The sequence below is a fragment of the Cypionkella sp. TWP1-2-1b2 genome (assembly GCF_049896245.1).
Lineage (GTDB): Bacteria > Pseudomonadota > Alphaproteobacteria > Rhodobacterales > Rhodobacteraceae > Cypionkella.
On record NZ_JAFCTX010000041.1, the window covers coordinates 1 to 19,849 of the forward strand.

Annotated in this window: 16 protein-coding genes, 1 pseudogene and 1 riboswitch; of the genes and pseudogenes, 3 read left to right on the forward strand and 14 right to left on the reverse strand. The window is 60.6% G+C overall.

The annotated features are described in order from the left end of the window. From ACP7AP_RS20050 to ACP7AP_RS20090, 9 genes and pseudogenes are all read right to left on the reverse strand, one after another. A pseudogene (locus tag ACP7AP_RS20050) lies at window positions 1-118 on the reverse strand (IS1595 family transposase); the annotation flags it as partial. A 132-nt stretch (window positions 119-250) separates the two neighbouring features. Then, the gene (gene glmM, locus ACP7AP_RS20055) at window positions 251-1,594 is read right to left on the reverse strand and encodes a phosphoglucosamine mutase (RefSeq protein WP_426037039.1); all 1,344 of its coding nucleotides are present in this window, start codon (window positions 1,592-1,594) and stop codon (window positions 251-253) included. After that, complete coding sequence (gene folP, locus ACP7AP_RS20060; RefSeq protein WP_426037041.1) at window positions 1,591-2,601, reverse strand: dihydropteroate synthase; 1,011 nt, start codon at window positions 2,599-2,601, stop codon at window positions 1,591-1,593. Before folP ends, glmM begins: the two co-directional genes overlap by 4 nt. Window positions 2,602-2,646: 45 nt before the next feature. After that, window positions 2,647-3,555: a dihydroneopterin aldolase gene (locus tag ACP7AP_RS20065; protein ID WP_426037043.1), complete on the reverse strand. Its 909-nt coding sequence runs from the start codon at window positions 3,553-3,555 to the stop codon at window positions 2,647-2,649. A 117-nt stretch (window positions 3,556-3,672) separates the two neighbouring features. Then, window positions 3,673-4,377 (reverse strand): cell wall hydrolase, encoded by a 705-nt coding sequence (locus ACP7AP_RS20070; protein WP_426037045.1) that lies wholly within the window; start codon window positions 4,375-4,377, stop codon window positions 3,673-3,675. Between the two features lie 184 nt (window positions 4,378-4,561). Beyond that, complete coding sequence (locus tag ACP7AP_RS20075; protein ID WP_426037046.1) at window positions 4,562-7,174, reverse strand: putative PEP-binding protein; 2,613 nt, start codon at window positions 7,172-7,174, stop codon at window positions 4,562-4,564. A 62-nt stretch (window positions 7,175-7,236) separates the two neighbouring features. Beyond that, window positions 7,237-9,591: a glycine--tRNA ligase subunit beta gene (glyS, locus tag ACP7AP_RS20080; protein ID WP_426037048.1), complete on the reverse strand. Its 2,355-nt coding sequence runs from the start codon at window positions 9,589-9,591 to the stop codon at window positions 7,237-7,239. Continuing rightward, window positions 9,592-10,065 (reverse strand): DUF6446 family protein, encoded by a 474-nt coding sequence (locus tag ACP7AP_RS20085; RefSeq protein ID WP_426037050.1) that lies wholly within the window; start codon window positions 10,063-10,065, stop codon window positions 9,592-9,594. After that, window positions 10,062-11,000, reverse strand: a complete 939-nt coding sequence (locus tag ACP7AP_RS20090; RefSeq protein WP_426037052.1) for a glycine--tRNA ligase subunit alpha — start codon at window positions 10,998-11,000, stop codon at window positions 10,062-10,064. The genes ACP7AP_RS20085 and ACP7AP_RS20090 overlap by 4 nt, the downstream gene beginning before the upstream one ends. A gap of 151 nt (window positions 11,001-11,151) precedes the next feature. Here ACP7AP_RS20090 and ACP7AP_RS20095 point away from each other — a divergent pair, with 151 nt between their 5' ends. After that, window positions 11,152-12,873 (forward strand): serine protease, encoded by a 1,722-nt coding sequence (locus ACP7AP_RS20095; RefSeq protein WP_426037054.1) that lies wholly within the window; start codon window positions 11,152-11,154, stop codon window positions 12,871-12,873. A gap of 266 nt (window positions 12,874-13,139) precedes the next feature. Here ACP7AP_RS20095 and folE2 read toward each other — a convergent pair whose 3' ends face one another. Next, window positions 13,140-14,246: a GTP cyclohydrolase FolE2 gene (gene folE2, locus ACP7AP_RS20100; RefSeq protein ID WP_426037056.1), complete on the reverse strand. Its 1,107-nt coding sequence runs from the start codon at window positions 14,244-14,246 to the stop codon at window positions 13,140-13,142. A 166-nt stretch (window positions 14,247-14,412) separates the two neighbouring features. Then, window positions 14,413-15,594 (reverse strand): O-succinylhomoserine sulfhydrylase, encoded by a 1,182-nt coding sequence (gene metZ / locus ACP7AP_RS20105; protein ID WP_426037058.1) that lies wholly within the window; start codon window positions 15,592-15,594, stop codon window positions 14,413-14,415. 50 nt (window positions 15,595-15,644) lie between these two features. After that, window positions 15,645-15,721: riboswitch (SAM riboswitch) on the reverse strand. A 111-nt stretch (window positions 15,722-15,832) separates the two neighbouring features. Here metZ and ACP7AP_RS20110 point away from each other — a divergent pair. Beyond that, the gene (locus ACP7AP_RS20110) at window positions 15,833-16,555 is read left to right on the forward strand and encodes a hypothetical protein (protein ID WP_426037060.1); all 723 of its coding nucleotides are present in this window, start codon (window positions 15,833-15,835) and stop codon (window positions 16,553-16,555) included. Window positions 16,556-16,636: 81 nt separating this feature from the next. Next, complete coding sequence (locus ACP7AP_RS20115; protein WP_426037062.1) at window positions 16,637-17,554, forward strand: hypothetical protein; 918 nt, start codon at window positions 16,637-16,639, stop codon at window positions 17,552-17,554. On the opposite strand, the gene ACP7AP_RS20120 is transcribed toward ACP7AP_RS20115, so the two are convergent. The 3 genes from ACP7AP_RS20120 to ACP7AP_RS20130 form a co-directional block, all read right to left on the reverse strand. Then, window positions 17,551-18,078 carry a hypothetical protein gene (locus tag ACP7AP_RS20120; RefSeq protein WP_426037064.1) on the reverse strand — a complete coding sequence of 176 codons (528 nt, stop codon included), beginning with the start codon at window positions 18,076-18,078 and terminating at the stop codon, window positions 17,551-17,553. The genes ACP7AP_RS20115 and ACP7AP_RS20120 overlap by 4 nt on opposite strands. A gap of 203 nt (window positions 18,079-18,281) precedes the next feature. Further along, window positions 18,282-18,911, reverse strand: coding sequence for an inner membrane-spanning protein YciB (locus ACP7AP_RS20125; protein ID WP_426037066.1), 630 nt, complete (start codon window positions 18,909-18,911; stop codon window positions 18,282-18,284). Between the two features lie 4 nt (window positions 18,912-18,915). Continuing rightward, entirely contained in the window at window positions 18,916-19,815 is a 900-nt protein-coding gene (locus ACP7AP_RS20130; RefSeq protein WP_426037068.1) for an EamA family transporter, read from the reverse strand. Window positions 19,816-19,849 lie beyond the last annotated feature (34 nt).

The window sequence follows — 19,849 nt, forward strand, 5'->3', positions numbered from 1 at the left end:
CGAAGCCATCGGGCCAACGATGCTCCGCCAGATAATGCGAGCACGCTTCCTCGTCGGAAAACCGAGCGTCGAACGCTTGGCGGGACATAGGTTTGTCATTTTTCCATCTGGCTGGCATGGGTAGAACAATACCAGAACATTATAAGTTGGCAAGCCGCGTCGCACTACATCATGTGCCGCCGGATCAAAGGGGATAAGCCTTAGACAGTGATTTCATTTAATCCGAAAACGGTCCCAATTCGGGACCACCTCAAACCGCAGCCTGCACCGCTCCCACAATCTCATCCACCACGCAGCGCAGCATGGCCTCATCCTCACATTCCGCCATCACCCGGATCAGCGGCTCCGTTCCAGATTTGCGGATCAAAATCCGCCCCTTGCCCTTGATCTCGGCTTCCTTCGCCGCAATCACCGCCTTCACCGCCTCGGTCTTCAAAGGCTCCAACCCCGGCGCGTAGCGGATATTTTTCAACAACTGCGGCACGGTTTCAAACTGCCGCACTAATGCGCTGGCAGCCAACCCCGACCGCGCCATCTCGGCCAGAAACTGCAAGCCCGCGATCAAGCCATCGCCGGTGGTGGCATAATCGGTCATCACGATATGGCCAGACTGTTCGCCGCCCAGATTGTACCCGCCGCGCCGCATCGCCTCGACGACATAACGATCCCCCACCGAGGTCCGCTCCAGCCGCAAGCCACGCCCTGTCATAAACCGCTCCAGCCCCAGATTGGACATCACGGTGGCAACCAGCGTGCCACCCTGCAATCGCCCCTCATCCGCCCAGCGCCCCGCCAGCAGCGCCATGATCTGATCGCCGTCAGCCACACGGCCCGTCTCATCCAAGATCATCACCCGGTCGGCATCGCCATCCAAGCTGATGCCCACATGCGCGCCATGCGCCACCACGGCCTCAGCCGCCGTTTGGGTGTAAGTCGAGCCGCAGCGCTGGTTGATATTCTTGCCGTTCGGACTGACCCCCACCGGGATCACCTCAGCCCCAAGCTCCCACAAAACCTCAGGCGCAGCCTTGTAGGCAGCCCCATTGGCACAGTCGATCACCACTTTCAGGCCGTCCAACCGCAGCCCCGCCGGGAAGGTGGTTTTGACGAATTCTTGATAGCGCCCCACCGCATCGTCGATCCGTTTCGCGCGGCCGATATTCTCGGGCGGGGCGAGGTTGGGATCGGCCTCTACCATTGCCTCAATCTCCACTTCGGCGGCGTCAGACAGCTTAAACCCATCCGGGCCGAAGAATTTGATGCCATTGTCGTGGTGCGGGTTGTGCGAGGCAGAAATCATCACCCCAAGATCGGCGCGCATTGAGCGGGTCAGAAAGCCCACCGCTGGCGTCGGCACCGGGCCGAGCAGCAGCACATTCATCCCCGTGCTGGTCAGGCCCGCCGTCAGCGCGTTCTCCAGCATATAGCCCGACAACCGCGTATCTTTGCCGATCACAACCCGGTGCGCGGTAGATCCATCGCGGCGGAAAAACTGGCCCGCTGCGGCCCCCAGTTTCAACGCCATCTCGGCGGTCATCGGATAGGTGTTGGCGGTGCCACGCACGCCGTCGGTGCCGAAAAGTTTGCGGGTCATGCTGCTCCTCCTGTTGTTGCGGCTTGCCATAGCGATAGCGCCTGCCGGGTCTCGGCCACATCATGCACGCGGATCATCTGCATGCCCTGCGCCACCCCGGCGAGGGCCACGGCCAGGCTGCCGGGAAGACGTTTCTGCGCATCCGCCTCAGCGCTGAGCGTCCCGATAAAGCGTTTGCGCGAGGCCCCCAGCAGCACCGGGACGCCAAGGTTATGGAACAGCGACAGCCGCGACAGTAGGGTCAGGTTGTGCTGCAGGGTTTTGCCAAAGCCGATGCCGGGGTCAATCGCCAGCTTGTCGCGCGGAATGCCTGCAGCAATCGCCTCGGTCAAACGGGCGGTAAGGGCGTCATACACATCCAGCAGCACATCATCATAATGCGGGTCAATTTGCATTGTGTCCGGCGTGGCGATGGAGTGCATCAGGATCACCGGACGACCTGACGCCGCCGCCACCCCCGCCATGGCCGGATCAAATTGCAGTGCCGTCACATCGTTCAGGATCGTCGCCCCCGCAGCAAAGGCGGCACCCGCCACCGTTGCCTTGCGGGTGTCGATGGAGATTGGCACATCGAGGCCCCCGTCGCGCAAAGCCGCAATGACGGGTGCGGTGCGGGCGGTTTCTTCATCGGCAAAAACTGCAGCCGCGCCGGGGCGGGTGCTTTCGCCGCCGATGTCGAGAATATCCGCCCCTGCCGCCATCTTGCGCGCCTGCATCAGCGCGGCTTCCGGGCGCAGGAACAGGCCGCCATCGGAAAAGCTGTCGGGGGTGACGTTCAGGATGCCCATGATGCGGGGGCGGTCCATCGACAACCCGCCGAAATCGGGGCGCTTGGCGGAAAGGCGGTGCCGGGTCGCATCATCAAGATCCGATACAGGCAGCAGCATTGGCGGCGCATCGCGGTCAATCACTTCAACATGCGAAAACCAGCACCAACCGCCTGCCAGTGGCAAAGCTCCCGTAGCGCGGCCGGGGTCGGTCATCGGAATGGGGCGGATATAGATCATGATCCTGTGGTAAAACTCTAAACCTTGTGTCGCAAGGGGGAAGCGTCACGCCTGTTCGACCTGCACGCGGCTTCCCGCGGGAAGTGCAACATCGCCGTGAACCACCAAACGATCCGCCGCCATCAGTTCGGCCAGCCACAAAGCCAGCGCCACAGGCTCGCGGCTGTGCGGACCATCGACGGCATCCAGCACCAGTTTCGACGGCGCCCAGACCACCATCTGGCCGCGCTTGATCGCCCAGTCGATTTCCGTTCTCGTCGCCATCACCACGCAGCGCGGATCACGCGCCGCCAGAACCCAGGCGTTTTGCTCGATGGCCAAAAGGTCAACGCGGCGCTGCGTTGGCTTATGCCCGGTCTGCGGGCGGGCCATGTCGGGCAGGCCAACCGTCAGGATCACCGGGCGACCTTGGGCTTGCCAATGATCAAGGCGGGTTTCAAGATCAGCCGCCATGATCGCGGCATTATCGAGGAAGACCACCAGCGGATGCACGGCGGCTTCCTCGCCATCCTGCCCCATCACCTTAACGGCGGTCTCGGCTCGACTGCGCACGATTTCGACACCGAGTTTATAGGGGCCAACATCCAGCTTTTCGATCCGCACGAACACCCGCATCGCTTGTGGTTCGGCAAGGATGCGTTCGGCCAGACGCTCGGCGAGGGTTTCCAGCAGGTTAAGACGTTCGGCGGCGAGTTCCGCCGCAATCGCTTCGGTCAAGGTGTCGTAAGACAGGATCAGATCAACGTCGTCGTTCAGCGGTTGAGCCGCCGGGCGCACTTCGACGACGATGTTGAACAGCACGCGCTGGGTGTGGCCACGTTCTTTCTGAAACGCACCGATATCAACCTCGACGATATGATCGCGCAGACTGATACGATCACGCGGATCGGCGGTGGCCGAGGCGATGGAACGCTCCTCCGGGTGGGCGAAGGCTTGGGCAATGTCGCTGGTCATAGGGCCCCCGAAAGGCAAAACGCGTTCAGGGCAAGCTATAGTGCGCCCCGCACAGCGCCTAGTCCGAACCCGACAGGAAGCGCAAGGGGCGCGACTTATGGATCGGTGAAGTACAACTTACGGCTGACGGTAAAACAGATGCGAGCCGATGGCAGCGGTGCGGTCAAACTTACGCGACCACGATGGGCTGACGGCGCGGGTGTGAAAATAGGTCGCCCCTGCGGTCAGCTGGCGTGGCGCACCATCCAGCATAACGCGGGCGATGCGGCCAGCAACCTCGGCAGAACTGCGGTCGGTCATCACGTCTTTGTTGCCGTCGCAGGAGTAGGAAAACGCACAAGAGCCACTGCCGCGTTGCTGCACGACGCCGCATATGGTCTTGGGATAGCGCGGGCTGTCGACACGGTTCAGCACCACCTCGGCCACGGCGAACTGACCTTGCAGCGACTCGCCGCGCGACTCGAAGTAGATTGCGGTTTTCAGACATTGCCATTGTTGATCGCCGTTGGCTGCGGGCTGGGCCATCAGCCAATCGGCAGAATAGCTGACCAGCACCGGGTTTTGCAGGGCCGGCTTTTTATCGGCTTTCGCGGCCTTCTGCGGCGCGGCGGCGACCACCTTTGGCCCGACAGCCATCGCGGTCAACATCTCGTCAGGCAGCGTATCGAACGCCTTGTGTTCAGCCCCCAGCAAGGATGCCATCTGAGACCCCATCAAGACGGCAGGGTCGTTGGAATGGCTTACCGTCACATCGGCAAAGGCCGCCCCGCTGAGGACGCAAAGCGCCGCAGCGGCACTCGTCCAGGCTTGGTTGAAGCGCATATATCAGTATCCCGGTCTGTTTCAGCAATGCCGGATGAGAGCAGCCCCACGCGACGAGAAACTGGCCTAGAGAACGAAACTGCCTCGGTCTACCCGCGTGGTAAAATTACCACGATATTTTTGTACATTTGAGCGGATTTCCGCGCAAAATCTTAAAGCGATACATTCACTTCGGCATGCAATTTCATGATATTGTAGTTTTTTTTCGGATATCCACACGATCAGCCAAAGCCAGATGCGCCGCCGCAAGACGTGCCAAAGGCACCCGATAGGGGCTGCAAGACACATAATCGAAGCCCGCCTTGCGACAAAAACCAATCGATTCGGGGTTGCCACCGTGTTCTCCGCAGATCGACACGGTCAGGTTGGGCCGCGTCGCACGGCCTCTTTCGCAGCCGATCAATAGCAATTCTCCGACGCCATCGACATCGAGGATGTGGAACGGATCTTCCGGGAAAACGCCCTGTTGCACATAGGTATTCATAAAACGGCCCGCGTCGTCGCGCGACAGGCCATAGGTCATCTGCGTGAGGTCGTTGGTGCCGAACGACAGGAAATCGGCGTGTTGCGCGATTTCGCCAGCACGCAAAGCGGCACGCGGGGTTTCCACCATGACGCCGAGTTTAAAGGCAAACGCCACGCCAGATTTCACCCGAACCGAGGCAGCCACCGCGTCGATATGGGTCTTGACCAGCTCGACCTCGCGCCGGGCCGAAACCAGCGGGATCATGATCTCTGGCACCACAGGCGTACCTTTACGGGCAAGCACAACGCTGGCTTCAAAGATTGCCTGCGCCTGCATCGCATAGATTTCCGGCAAGACCACGCCCAAGCGAACACCACGCATCCCCAGCATCGGGTTGAACTCGGCCAAAGCCTCGGCGCGGCGGACCACATCGGACAAAGGTTTGTCCAGCGCCTCGGCCAATTCGCGCAGACCCTCACGGGAGTGCGGCAGGAATTCGTGCAATGGCGGATCAAACAGCCGGATGCAAACCGGCAGACCCGCCATGATCTCGAACAGTTGTACGAAATCCGCGCGCTGCATCGGCAGCAGACGTGCCAAAGCTGCGGCGCGGTCTTTTGAGGTGTCTGCGAAGATCATCTCGCGCATCACCACAAGGCGGTCTTCCTCAAAGAACATGTGCTCGGTGCGGCAGAGGCCAATGCCCTGCGCTTCGAACTGCCGCGCGGTAATGGCATCGGCGGGGGTGTCGGCGTTGGCGCGGATGCCGATGTCACGGAAGCTGTCGGCCCAACCCAAAAGCTTGCGGAAAGCGTCGTCCAGCGCAGGTGCGAGCATTTCCGCAGCCCCCGCCAACACATCGCCGGTGGTGCCATCGACGGTGATCAGATCGCCCTCGCTAAAGGTGCGGCCATCGGCGGCGACAAGGCGTTTTTCCTTTGTGTCCAAGCGCATGCCCGACGCGCCGACCACGCAGGGCACCCCAAGACCGCGCGCGATCACGGCGGCATGGCTGGTCACACCACCGCGTTCGGTGACGACGCCCACGGCGGCGTGCATGCCGCGAATATCCTCGGGCGCGGTTTCGCGGCGCACCATAATGCAGGGTTCACCGCGCGCAGCCGAGGCTTGGGCGGCTTGCGACGAGAACACGATCCGGCCCACCGCTGCGCCCGGAGACGCCGCGATGCCCTTGGCAAAAACGTCCCGCGCCGACCGCATATCCACCTGCGGGTGCAACAGTTCCGACAGCGCGCGGGGTTCCACCCGGAGGACGGCTTCCTCGCGGCTGATCACACCATCATCGGCCAAAGCCACCGCGATTTTCAGGCCAGCACGGGCGGAGCGTTGCACTTTGATCGCGTCGAGCACCGAGAGTTTGCCATCCTCGATGGTGAATTCGATCTGCATTTCCTCGCGCAGTTTCTGCCGACACACCGCGCCATGGCGGATCAGATCGGCGAAGATTTCTGGCGCGATGTCTTCCAAAGACGGTCCGCGCTTGTCGCGGGTGAGGTAGATCGCCTCGGTCTTTTTCAGCGCATCGCGGCCTTGCGATTGGCCAAGATAGCGGCCCTTCACCAAAGCCAATCCGGTCACCGGATCAATGAATTGCATCACACCCGAGCCGGAAATCCCCTGCCCGATGCCTTGCGCCATTTCCTGCACCACCAGCCCCAAAGCGGCCTCAACGGGAGCACCCTTGGCTTGACGTAGCAAGCGAGCCGAGGTGCCTTCCCATGCGCGGGCCATAGACCGCAGGACTTCGGAGAGTTGTTGCGCGGGGTCTTCGGGGAAAGGTTCTTCCATTTCCCGCTCATAGTGCCGCAGCGCGTCACGGAGAGAGTCCGCGTTGGGCTTGCCGGAATCGAACATATCAGGGTCTAGGCGAGCGACGTGGGTGGCATAGGCTTGCACAAACCGCAGATACAGCGCGTCGGCAGCTTCGCGGCCATTGGTGTCTACAAGGCGGGCGTGTTGGGCTGCGTTCATGCCGATGTTCAGCACGGTGCCGGGGCCGCCCCAATCGGGGTTTTCGGGCGAAGGGCGCACGGAAATCAGGGGCATAGCACCGAAATGCGTCAAGATCGCTTTGACATCTACCGGATGGCCCGCCGCAATCGCGCGCACGGTTTGCGCGGGCAAGGCGACGGTTTCGGGCACCGGAAGGTCAAGGCGGACCAGCCGTTGCAGGCATTTCGCCCGCCACCCATGCGCTTCGCGGCGGATGTCGGCGCTGGGGGTGATCTCGGCGAATTCGGCGATTTTCTGCACTGCGGCACCTTTACTTTGCGGGCGCAGGATACACTGGGTGGGGCGTGGTGCAAGCATTGTCGGGGCGGAGTGGGGGCTAGCCCCCACACCCCCAGGATATTTGAGCAGAGAGGATGACCTTATCCCTCCATTTTGGTCAGATCAGCCACGCCGGAACAAATCGCGCGGATGCGGTGCAGCAGGTTCAGGCGGTTGCGGCGGATGATCGGGTTGTCGGAATTGACCTGAACGGCGGTGAAGAAAGCGTCGATCGGGGCGCGAAGTTGCGCCATCGCGGCCATGGCGGCGGCGAAATCTTCGCGGCGCATGGCGGGGGTGATGGCGGCTTCGGCGGTATCGAGGGCTGCGAACAGCGCGCGTTCTTCGTCGGTTTCCGCGAATTTAATGTCTGGGCCGTAAGAGTATTCTACCCCATCTGCGGCTTCGGCCTCATTTAGAATCTCAATCGCCTTCTTGAACGTGTCGCTGTCTTTATGGCCGTCTTTTTCCATGGCTTGAATCCATAATGTGTTGGCACGTTTGAAGCCTTGCAGCAGGTTGGGGCCGTCTTCAGTTTTCAGGAAGGCGGCAAGCGCCTCGGCGCGTTTGACCAGCAGGGTGAGGTCGTCATTGCCGGGCATGGCAAGGCAAGCGTCGATCACGTCATGGCGGATGCCTTGGTCTTTCAGGAAGACTTTCAGGCGGTCGTGGAAGAAGGCGAGGAGATGTGGGCTTTCATTTTCTTCAAAACGCTTAAAGATATCATCTTCGGACCCAGCGGCAGCAGAAAAAGTCTGGTTAACAATTTCATCCGCTTTGGACTCGCCGTCAGAAAAATTTGACAATCCGTCCGCAATTTTCTTCGCCGTTGTGAGCTTTGAAGTCTCGATTATGCTGAGGACATTCTTGAAAATACCCCGCTTAAGAACAGGCAACAACACTATTCTAGCACGCTGTTCGATCACCAACCGAATAACCCCTAGCGCCGCCCGCCGCAGCGCAAATGGGTCTTTGCTCCCGGTGGGTTTTTCGTCGATGGCCCAGAAGCCGGTCAGGGTGTCGATCTTATCGGCCAGCGCCACGGTGACGGAAACTGGGTCGCTTGGCACTTTGTCGGTGGGGCCGAGGGGGGAGTAGTGGTCGCGGGCGGCTAGGGCTACGGCTTCGGGCAGGCCTGCTTCGCGGGCGTAATACATGCCCATCAGGCCTTGCAGTTCGGGGAATTCGCCGACCATGGCAGAGCGCAGGTCGGCTTTTGCCAGTTTCGCGGCTTGTTCGGCGGTGTCTGGATCGGCTTTGACCAAGGGGGCGATTTCGCGCGCAAGGGCCGCGATGCGGGCGATGCGGTCGGACTGGCTGCCGAGTTTGTTGTGGAAGGTGACGGATTTCAGGCCTTCCAGCCATTCCGTCATCTCGGCTTTCGCCACGCGCAGATCGTTTTCCCAGAAGAATTTCGCATCCGACAAACGTGCCGACAGCACCTTTTGGTTGCCATTCAGGATCGTCTCGCCGTGGTCGGCGGTTTCGGTGTTGGCGACGGTGATGAAGCCTTCGATGCGGCCCGTTTTGGAATTTTTCACCGAGAAGAACTTCTGGTGTTCGCGCATGCTGGTCTGCAAAACCTCGGGCGGCAGAGCAAGGAAGGTCTCGGCAATCCGCCCCATCAGCGGCACGGGCCATTCGACAAGGCCCGCGACTTCGGCCAGAAGGCCTTTGTCTTCAACCACTTCCATGCCAGCAGCAAAAGCAAGGTTCTGCGCGCCTTGCCAGATCGCGGCTTCGCGCTCGGCGGAATCCAGCACGACATGGGCGCGTTTCAACTTCACCGCGTAGTCGTCAAAGCTGGTGACGGGGAAGCGGGCGGGGGACAGAAAGCGGTGGCCTGCGGTGGTGTTGGCGGATTGGATTCCGTCGATGTTCAAGGCGACAACTTCGGCCCCGCCTTCGTCGGACAGCAAGCAGAGGATGGAGTGCAATGGGCGGACCCAACGCAGATTGCCTGACCCCCAGCGCATGGATTTCGGCCATGGGAAGCTGCGGATGGTGGATTCCAGCACTTCGGCGATGATCGCCGCTGCCGCGCGTCCGGGCTTTTTGACCACGGCCATTAGGACACGCTTGCCCTTGATTTCCGTAGTCCGAACCAACAAGTCGCCACTTTCAAAAACACCCCCGCTGCGAAGATGTTCTAGGCGTTCTTTGTACCAATCCTTAGGTGCATCAATGGCTAGTCCACGCATGAACCCAAAAAACGCCTCATCTGGTCCATCAAGACTGGGGCCTTTGCGTTCTTGAACAGTATTTGGACTTTCCGCCGACAGGCCTTCGATAGACAGCACCAGACGGCGGGGGGTGGAGAAGGCTCCGGCTGAGGCATAGGTCAGGCCAGCATCCACCAAGCCATTGGTGATCAAGGATTTCAGGTCGTCACGGGCGCGGGCTTGCATCCGGGCAGGGATTTCTTCCGAGAACAGTTCGATCAGCAGGTCAGACATTTATTGCTCCGCTTCAGCAGAAAGCTGGTGCCACGCATAAGCGCGGCCATCGGGGAAAACCGCGACAACGCGGTCAATTTCGGGGGCGATATTGGCTTGGGAGAGGAAGGCAATGGCCTCGCCTTTCTCTAGCGCTTCGCCGATTTTGGTGGCGTCAAAGCAGCCGAACCATGTGGGGGCGATCAGCGGGATGGGCTTTTCGTAGAGTTTGTAGGTTTCGGTCAGCATGGCTTGGGACAGCGGGGTGTGGAAGCAAGCGCGGAAGCGCAGGGGGGAGCTGTCTGCGGTAATGCCTTCGATGCCGTCGACCAAGATCGGTTCGGGCTGGCCGGATTCGATCAGCGTCAGTTCAATTTCCGCACCCTTTTGGAAGGTCGCCGGGGTGTAATAGGCGTATTCTTGCAGCCAATACATCGCCACGCCTGCGATGGCGGCGACGATCACGATGAAACCTGCGATGTATTTGCCATTCACTGTGCAACCTCTGCATCTTGGCCTGCGGGGGTGAGGCGAAACGCATCGGCGCATTTCTTTGCCAGCGCGCGGACGCGGCCAATGTAGGCTTGGCGTTCGGTGACAGAAATCACGCCGCGCGCATCGAGCAGGTTGAACAGGTGGCTGGCCTTGATGGTCTGGTCATAGGCCGGGTGGGCCATGATGATGGTTTTGCCGTTCTTTGGATCAATCGGCGGGAAATCCAGCAAGCGCTGACATTCGGCCTCGGCATCCTCAAAATGGCGCAGCAGTTGCGCGGTATCGGCGCCGTCGAAGTTGTGGCGCGAATATTCTTCCTCGGTCTGGCGGAAGATATCGCCGTAGGTTAGCGGGATTTTCGCGTCAGGATCGTTGAACGGCATATCCATGACATGATCGACGCCCAAGACATACATCGCCAGACGTTCAAGGCCATAGGTCAACTCACCAGAAACCGGGCGGCAATCATGACCGCCGACTTGCTGGAAATAGGTGAACTGCGACACTTCCATGCCGTCGCACCAAATCTCCCATCCCAGACCCCATGCGCCGAGGGTTGGGGATTCCCAATCATCCTCGACGAAGCGGATGTCGTGCAAAGACGCATCAATGCCGATGGCTTTCAGGCTGCCAAGGTAGAGGTCTTGCAGATCGGGCGGCGAGGGTTTGATGATCACCTGATATTGATAATAGTGCTGCAGGCGGTTCGGGTTTTCGCCGTAGCGGCCATCGGTGGGGCGGCGCGAGGGCTGCACATAGGCGGCAGCCCAAGGCTTTGAGCCCAAGGAACGCAGGGTGGTCGCGGGGTGGAAGGTGCCTGCACCGACCTCCATGTCGTAAGGCTGCAATATGGCGCAGCCTTGGGCTGCCCAGTAATTCTGCAAGCGCAGGATGATTTCCTGAAAGCTGCGGGGGGCTTTGGGGGCATCAGCCATGACGGACCTCTTGAAATGTTGCCACTCCATAGGCAAGAGGCAGGCAAGGGTCAATGCGGCGCTTATGTTTGGGGCGGAAAGCGCGTGCATCTGCGGGGTGCTCTGCTAGGTTCACCGAAATGCGCGTTGAGAAATAAGATTGGACGGTTCTATGAGACTTCGGATGGTTTTGCTGGCCTTGCTGGCGGTGCTTGGGTTTAGCCCGATGCTGATGGCGCAGGATGCTTGGGTTCAGGTTGAAGCGCAGCCGAGTTTGGCCGAGGCAGAGGGCCGCGCCCGCGGCTATGCCACCGCGTTTCCGAATGTCGCCGGGTATCAGCTTTCCTCGGGCTGGTATGCGATCGTGCTGGGGCCCTACGCGCCAGAAGCCGCCGCTGGGGCGCTTGCCGATTTGCGCAGCGACGGTGCTATCCCGCGTGACAGCTTTGTGACCGATGGCGGCGCGCATCGCCAGCAGTTCTGGCCGGTGGGGGCGATTGCTGGCCAAGCGCAGGTTGATCCGGTGGTGGAACCGGCGGCTCCGGTGATCGAAGTGATCGCAGCCGAGGAAACCGTGCGCGAGGCGAAGGCTTCGGAGGCGGCGTTGGATGCGGAGGACCGCAAGGCGCTGCAAACGGCGATGGCATGGTATGGCTTTTACGACGGCGGCATTGACGGCGCGTTTGGCCCCGGCACCCGCAACTCGATGGCGGCGTGGCAAGAGGCGAATGGGTTTGAAGCGACGGGGGTTTTGACGACCAAGCAACGCACGGCATTGGTGGCGAATTATCAGGCGGATCAGGCGGAGTTTGGCTTTGCTTTGGTGTCGGAACCCGAAGCCGGGATCGAGATCACGCTTCCGATGGCTTTGGTGCAGTTCGATCACTACGAGCCGCCCTTCGTGCACTACACCGAAAAGAACGGCTCGGGGTTGAAGGTGATCCTGATTTCCGAACCGGGCAATCAGGACAGCCTGTCGGGGCTGTATGATGTTCTGCAAACCTTGGAAGTGGTGCCTGCCGAGGGCGAGCGTAGCAAGTCTGAGAAGAATTTCACCATCAACGCAACGTCGAACACCGTGCAAAGCTATGCCTATGCTGAGTTAAAAGATGGCATGGTGAAGGGCTATCTGGTGGTGTGGAACCCGGCAGATGCCGAACGGATGAGCCGGATCCTGCCCGCGCTGAAAGCCAGCTTCCGGGCCGTGGGCGAAAAGGCCTTGGATCCCGGCTTGGTGCCGATGGATGCCGCGACTAGGTCGGGTCTGCTGGCGGGGATGGAAGTGAAATTGCCGAAGCTGTCGCGCTCGGGGTTCTTTGTTGATGCGGCGGGGACGGTGGTGACGACGGTTGAGGCTGTGGCGCAATGTGGCCGGGTGACTGTTGATCATGCAACCGAGGCGCGGGTGGTGGCGCAGAATCAGGCGACGGGGGTGGCAATACTGCAGCCGATAACGCCGCTGGCCCCGCAGGCTTTCGCGCGGTTTTCCAGCGGCGCGGTGCGGTTGGGGTCGGAGATCGCGGTGGCGGGGTATTCTTACGAGGATAAGCTGCCCGCCCCGGTGCTGACTTTCGGCACGCTGGAGGAGGAAAAGGGGCTGAACGGCGAGGCGGGCTTGTCGCGGTTGGCGGCCCCGGTGCTGCCGGGCGATGCGGGTGGGCCGGTTCTGGACGGCACCGGGGCGGTGCTGGGGATGCTGCTGCCGCCTGCGGTGAAGGGGGCGAAACTGCTGCCCGATGGGGTGGCATTTGCGGCGCAAGCCGGGATGATCGGGCAGGCTTTGACGACGGCGGGGGTGGTTGTAAGCTTGGCAACTTCGACGGTGTTGGCCACACCGGACGCTTTGAATGCGGCGGGGCTAGGGATGACGGTTCTGGTGTCTTGCTGGGAATGATCCAAGGTGCGTTCACGCGCGGACGGAGGGTGCGCGCGTGAAATCTCAATGGGTTACGGGGTGGGTGTTAACGCAAATTTGGTACTTTGACCTTGGCGCGGGTGGACAGGTTGATGCCTCGGGCGAGGATATTTGAGCAGAGAGGATGACCAAAAGCGACGGTTCATGATTTGCTCTTTCGAAAATACTCATCCTTGAAAACACCAATGCCGCAAACCGGGGGTTCCAGTTTGCGGCATTGGTGTTTTAGTTGGGCAGGGCGCGTGCTATCCCACGTGATAGAGGCTTGCGAACAGCTTCGGGTCCAGACTGTCGGCCGCAAAGGTCACTCCCTCGGTCAGCACGGACACTGCGTCGTGGCTGTGCAGGCTTTCCTGATGGCTTGCCACAATGCGGAAATCGCCGATGCGGTTATCTTCCTGCAACGCTTGGCAGAAGCTGCGCGCTGCGTCCTCGACGAAGATCGGGTTGGCGGCGTTCAGCTCGGCAAAGGCCTGCTCGTCTTCGCGCTTCACCATCACTTGCGTCTCGGTCGGCACTGCGGCGCGGGCGAGGTCGATCAGGTCCTCAAACCACAGGCATTTGTCGCCGGTCAGTTCCACCGAGATGCGCGCGACAGAGCGTTGTGAGTGCGGTGTCGCCATCTGCCCACGGGTTTGGCGGGCGTGTTCGGACAGCTCCAAACTGCAAGGGCAGGTGCTGGAATACACGAAATCGAGATGCATCAGGCGTTTGCGTACCCCGGCCTTATCGACCAGTTCCAGCGCGATGTCATAATACTGCCAGCCAGACAGGCCGGAGCGCAGGCTTTCCACCTTCACAGGGAAGGAAAACCGCATCTGGATGCGGGCGTCAAAGCTGCCCAGATCTTTCAGGTAATCTTCCAGCGCGTGTTCGATCACCTGATAAGAAAAATCACGTTCAGAATGGCCATAAAACGAGCGCATGATGCGGCTCATGTTGATGCCTTTTTTCTCGGCCTCCAGCGACACAGTGCCTGTCACCGAAGTTTCCAGCGTCAGCGGGCCGTTGTCGCGGGTGCGGTAGCGGATCGGCAGGCGGAAATTGGAAATCCCGACATGCTGGATCACCTGTTTCGCGCCAACGATCAGGCTGGCCGGGCCATTTTGCAGATCAGGCATCGAGTCTTTATAGGCATCCGTCACCACGAAATCTGTGGGATATTCGCGCGACAGCACTGGATAAGTTTCGCCAACCAGCGCGCCTGCACCGGGTGCTAGGGCTGCAATTTCAGCCTCGGTCGCGCGCTGCGCCCATGCGCGCAGGGTCGCCAAAGCGGCTTCGGCCTCGGCGCGGCCCGGTTTGAGATCAAGGCCCGATTTTTCCTCAAGGCCGATCATGTGAATGTTCATAGCAGCGCTCCCCTCGTTGGTCGCAGGATTTATCATATAGAGGGGTTGCCCTATTATCCAACCCTGACCGAAGAAATACGCGTGAAAGGCGACATTGGATTGACAAACGGCAGATTTTTAGGGGCTTGGGGGGATCGGGGGGCACCGCTGTGCCCCCCGCCTTCGGTCAGATCGCGCTCAGCGCGGCTTGCAGATCGCTGATCAGATCATCGACATCCTCAAGCCCGACCGACAGCCGGATCAGCCCTGGTGTGATGCCCAATGCGTCTTTTTGCGGCTGTGGCAGGCGCTGGTGGGTGGTGGTGGCGGGATGGGTGGCGATGGATTTGGCATCGCCCAAGTTGTTGGAAATCTTGATGATTTCTAAAGCATTACAGAATTTGAACGCGGCGTCTTTGCCACCTTTGATATCAAAGGTCACCAAAGTGCCGCCAGAGCCCATCTGCGCCATCGCAAGCTGATGTTGCGGGTGCGAGCCGAGGGCCGGGAAGATCACTTTCGAGATGCGGTCATCGGTGGAAAGCACTTCGGCGATTTTCAGCGCAGAGTCGGCCATTGCACGGCAGCGCAGATCCAAGGTGGCCATACCATTCAGCATGATCCAGGAGGTGAAGGGACTCATCGCCGCACCCGTGTGTTTCAGGTAAGGCTCGGCCACTTTGCGGATGAAGTCTTTGGTGCCGCAGATCACGCCGCCCAAAGCCCGGCCTTGGCCGTCGATGTGTTTGGTTGTGGAATAGACCACCACATCAGCACCTTGCTCGACGGCCCGCGAGAAGACGGGCGTGGCGAAGACGTTGTCGACGATCACCAAGGCCCCAATGGCATGGGCGATTTTGGAAACCTCGGTGATATCGACGAGTTCAAGCGTAGGGTTGGACATCGACTCGAAAAACACCGCTTTGGTGGCGGGGGTGCAGGCCGCACGCCATTGGTCCAGATCGCTGCCATCGACGAAAGTGACGTTGACGCCGTAACGAGTGAGAACTTCTTCTAGGATGTAGAGGCAGGAGCCGAACAGGGCGCGCGACGACACCACATGATCGCCAGCCCGCAGCATCGACACCAATGCGCCATTGACGGCGGCCATGCCGCTTGCGGTGGCGAAGGCGTCTTCGGTGCCTTCCAACGCCGCGATGCGTTCTTCGAACATCCTTGTGGTCGGGTTGCCATAGCGGGCGTAGATGAATTCGTCGCTCCCCGCTTTGATGAAGCGCTCTTCGGCGGATTCGGCGGTGGGGTAGACGAAGCCTTGGGTGAGGTAGATCGCCTCGGCCATCTCGCCATATTGGCTGCGGCGCGATCCCTCATGCACCAGTTTGGTGCGCGTTTTCCAGTCTTTGGTCATGGCGAAGACCCTCCGGTCCAAAGAAAAACCCCGAAACCAAAGGGCTTCGGGGCTGATGACCCGGACCCTCTTTAGCGGATTGTTTAACGTGGCCCGCAATTCGGAATAAAGCACCACGAGGGCGGAATAGCGCGGTGGCGCGCTGAGGTCAACGGTGGGCGGCAGAATTTGCGCGCATTGCGGTAAAAAGGGCGTAGGCTGACCAGATTATCGCATATTTTTCCACGAGGTGATTCCGATGTCTGGATATGGCTATCAGCCAAAACCGCTGAATTTAATGACGGGCAAGCTGACGCTGTCGCCCGAAACCCAAGCGATGATCGCCGAGATCGAGGCGAAGATGGCGGCGCGGGCCTGGATGGAGGCGATGCTGGCGCCGAAATGGGCCGATCTTATTCCCACGCTTCAACTTACGACGCTGCGCCCGGTGGTGGTTGGCCCGGTGGCGGGTGCGCCTGCGGCTTGGTTGGTGCCATTGCCTGCTGGGGCAGGACCAACTGCGCCCAATCCGGGGCCTGCTACCCCGCATGCGGGCGAGGCCAAGGACGTGCTGGACGCGGTGTACAAGCTGGAGATCGTGCAAAAGCAGGTCGGCATCGTGCAGGACGAGGCCAAGCGGCAATGGGGGATTTTCAAGGGCGAGTGGAAGGCGGCTCCGACCGGAGAGAAAGCGCTGATCGTTACCAGCTCGGTCATCGTGGCAGGGTCATTCATTGCGCCGATTTTGGCGGTGCGCGACACGCGGTTGTTTGCGTTCGGGCTGATCAAGGACAAATGGCTGCCGGTGCCGGGGTTGGATGGCTACAAGATCAAGCTCTTGGACGAAGGCGCGGGGGTGACGGTGCCATTGCCGGTGCCGGGGCTGACCTTTGAGGCGGAGTCGCAGTTTTTGCAAAGCGGCACCAAGCCGACCACGATCATGTTCCAGTTTGATCTGATGGAGTTCTGGAAGAAAAAGTGACCGTTACGCTGCTGTAACCCCGCGTTCATCGCTTTGTTGCAGCCTTGTGGCAGCTTTTAAGCGTCACAAGGGGGCTATGCCATGCCGGATCAGGCGGTGTTCCGAGTTGATGTGGGCAGCAACGGGCTGCGGGTGGATGCTGTCGCTTTGGCGGCTGCGCTGGCGGCTTTGCCAAAGGGTGCGCCCGTCGTGGTGATGATCCATGGCTATCGCTTTGCGCCCGGCGCGCGGGGCGGGAATTGTCCGCATACGCATATCTTCTCGATGCAACCGCCAGTGCAGGACTGGACGGCGATTTCTTGGCCGCGGCATTTGGGATTAAGCGGCGGGCGGGCTTTGGCGATTGGCTTTGGCTGGCCTGCGCGGGGGCGATTTCGCGGCGCTTGTGTGCGGGCACGCGTTGCGGGGCGAGCTTTGGCGGAATTGGCGGCTTTGGTGCAGATGCTTGATCCGGGGCGGGCGTTTGATGTGGTGGGGCATAGTTTGGGGGCAAGAGTGGCGCTGACCGCCCTGCCCTATGCCGTACCGGGTGATCTGCGGCGGTTGATTTTGCTGGCAGCGGCAGAGACGCGGCGTCCGGCGATGCGGGCGATGGGGTCGGCTGCGGGGCGCTGCGTGCAGGTGGTCAATGTCACCACGCGCGAGAATGATCTGTTCGATTTCCTGTTTGAGTGGCTGGGCGGTGCCGGGTTGGATACCGCGATTGGGCAGGGCTTGCGGGAAACTCCGGCGAATTGGCTGGATGTGCAGTTGGATCAGCCCGCGAGTTTGGCGGCATTGGCGCGGTTGGGCCATGCTTTGCCCGAGGCTCCGGCGCGGATCAGCCATTGGTCGCCTTACCTGCGACCGGGGGCTTTGGGGCTGTATCGGGCGATTTTGGACGGCTCATTGCCGCTTGGGGTGTTGCGTTCGGCATTGCCCGAGCGGCGCGATCCGCGCTGGTCAAGGTTGCTGACGGGATGGCGATGGCCGTTACTTGGCCGGATGCAGCGGGCCTAGGCCGAGGCATAGCCTTCCTGCACCGTGCGCACCAAGGCGGTGCGGATCAGGTTGGATACCAAGGGCAACAGGCCGAAGTACAACAGCCAAGTGGTTTGCGAGGCGTGGTGGATCAGCGTCTCATTCGCCAAGACCATGGCGAGGTTATAGATTACCATCACCCGGGTCAGCACGGCATCGGTGCCACGCATTTCCGGCTGCGGCCAGCGGAAGCGGTTGATCGCATAAGAGCCGTCCACCACGTCGATGATGTAAAGTGCGGCGGCAAAGACGAAATACAGGCTGAGGAAGCGTTGGCAGAGCAGGGGTTCCGCGCTCCAGATCAGCAAAGCAAGCGCGCCGGGGCCTGCCAGCAGGATCAATGCGAACGTGACAGGGGCGGAGACATGCGCGCGGGTGCGGGTGATCATCAACTGGGATTTCATCGCCAGACGCAGGCCCATGCCGAGGACGAAGGCGACCATGAAGGTGGTGCTGGCGTCGTCCAGCCAGATCCGCAACAGCGGCCATGCAAACAGGATCAACAGACCGGGCAGCAGGATTTCAACCGGAAACGGTGTGATACGGCGAAAGCTGCGGAAAACTGCGCGACGTTGTCCAGTGTTGCTTCAAACATTGCGCATCCCCCGGTTGACTGCATTCTTTCTCAAGCCACAATCGGGCCGGGGTTGGGCTGGATTGTGGTGAGTTTACGGCAGCTAACCACGTGGCGCAGGTTGACGGTGGGCTATTCGTTATCCGGTGTGGCGTCAGGTTCCACCGCATAGCGGCTAAGCACACCGCTTTGGCTGATAAAGAACAGGAATAAGGCTGCCGTTAGGCCGAAGGTTTTGAAATTGACCCAAGCGTCGGTCGAGAGGGTGCGCCAGACCACTTCATTGGCGATGGCGAGGCCGAAGAAGAAGGCGGTCAGGCGGCGGGTCAGGATCATCCAGCCCTCGGGGTGCAGCGGCAGGGCTTCCTCCATCACCAGTTTCAGATAGGATTGGCCGCGCAATAAGCCGATGCCGAGGGTGATGCCGAAGGCGAGATACAGCAGGGTTGGCTTCATTTTGATGAAGCGTTCATCCTTCAGCCAGACCGACAATCCGCCCATCACGATCACCAAAATCAGCGTCATCAACTGCATTTTCGACAGCGTGCCGGTCAGTTTCCACAGGATCGCGGTGGTGGCGATGATCAATAGGACAAACACGGCGGTCATCAGGATGAAGCCGGAATAATCGGTGCCGAGGATGTGGTAGGTTTTGTCTTTGACAAAGCGGAAGCCCGCGAAAAACAAGACGATAGGGCCAAGCTCTAGTCCCAGCTTGACCATGGGATTTAGTTTCGCCGGTTTTGTTGTCGTCGTGGCCATTGGTTTACCCCGCCCATTCCATCACGACTGCTCCTAACGCAATCAGCGCCATCAGGCCAGTGCGGACAAGCCCAACCTTCTCGCCCAGCACAAGCCAGCCGATCAATGCGGCGAACACGGTGGAGGTCTCGCGCAGCACAGCGGCTTCGCCAACGCGGTCCAGCCTTGTGGCGATCATGATCGAGCCAAAAGAGAAATAGGCCACAAAGGCTCCGATCAGGCCGCGTTTGAACAGGGGGATGGCTTGAGTTTTGGTCAGGCTTGCGATGCGGCGCGCCATCAGGGCGGGGATGAAAATGCCGTCGAGCATGAAGAACCACGCGAGGAAGGTGAAAGGGTCGGCGGTGGCGCGGATGCCCCAGGCGTCATAGGTGGTGTAGATGGCGACGAACGCGCCGGTGGCTGCGGCGAAGGTCAGGGCTGCGACAAGGGTATCGCGCTCGGCGGTCAGGTGGCGCAGGTTGTAGACGGCAAGGCCGAGGATGCCCGCGACCAGCAGGCAGACGCCGAACCATTGCAGCGGGTGATAGTGTTCGCCGAAGACCAGCCCCGCGCCGATCACGGTGAAAAGTGGGCCAGTGCCTCGGACCACAGGGTAGACCACGGTGTAAGCGCCACGGTCGTAGGTCATCGCTTGCAGCAGTTTGTAGACCGCGTGGATCACGAACGCGCCCGCGAAGATCGGCCACATATGGGATTCGGGCCATGGCACTATAAGCAGCGCGAAGGGGGCGGCGATCACGCCGTAGGTCAGGTCAATGACGGCGCGCGAGAGCCATGGGTCGTGCTTGCCCTTTTGCAGCGCACCGAAAATGGCGTGCAAGACGGCGGCCAAGAGCGCGAGGGCCAAGGCGAGATGCTGGCCGGTGGTTGTGCCTGCGATGGAGACGAGCCAGTTTGACATTATTTACTTACGCTGCGCGTGGGGCCAAGCGCCG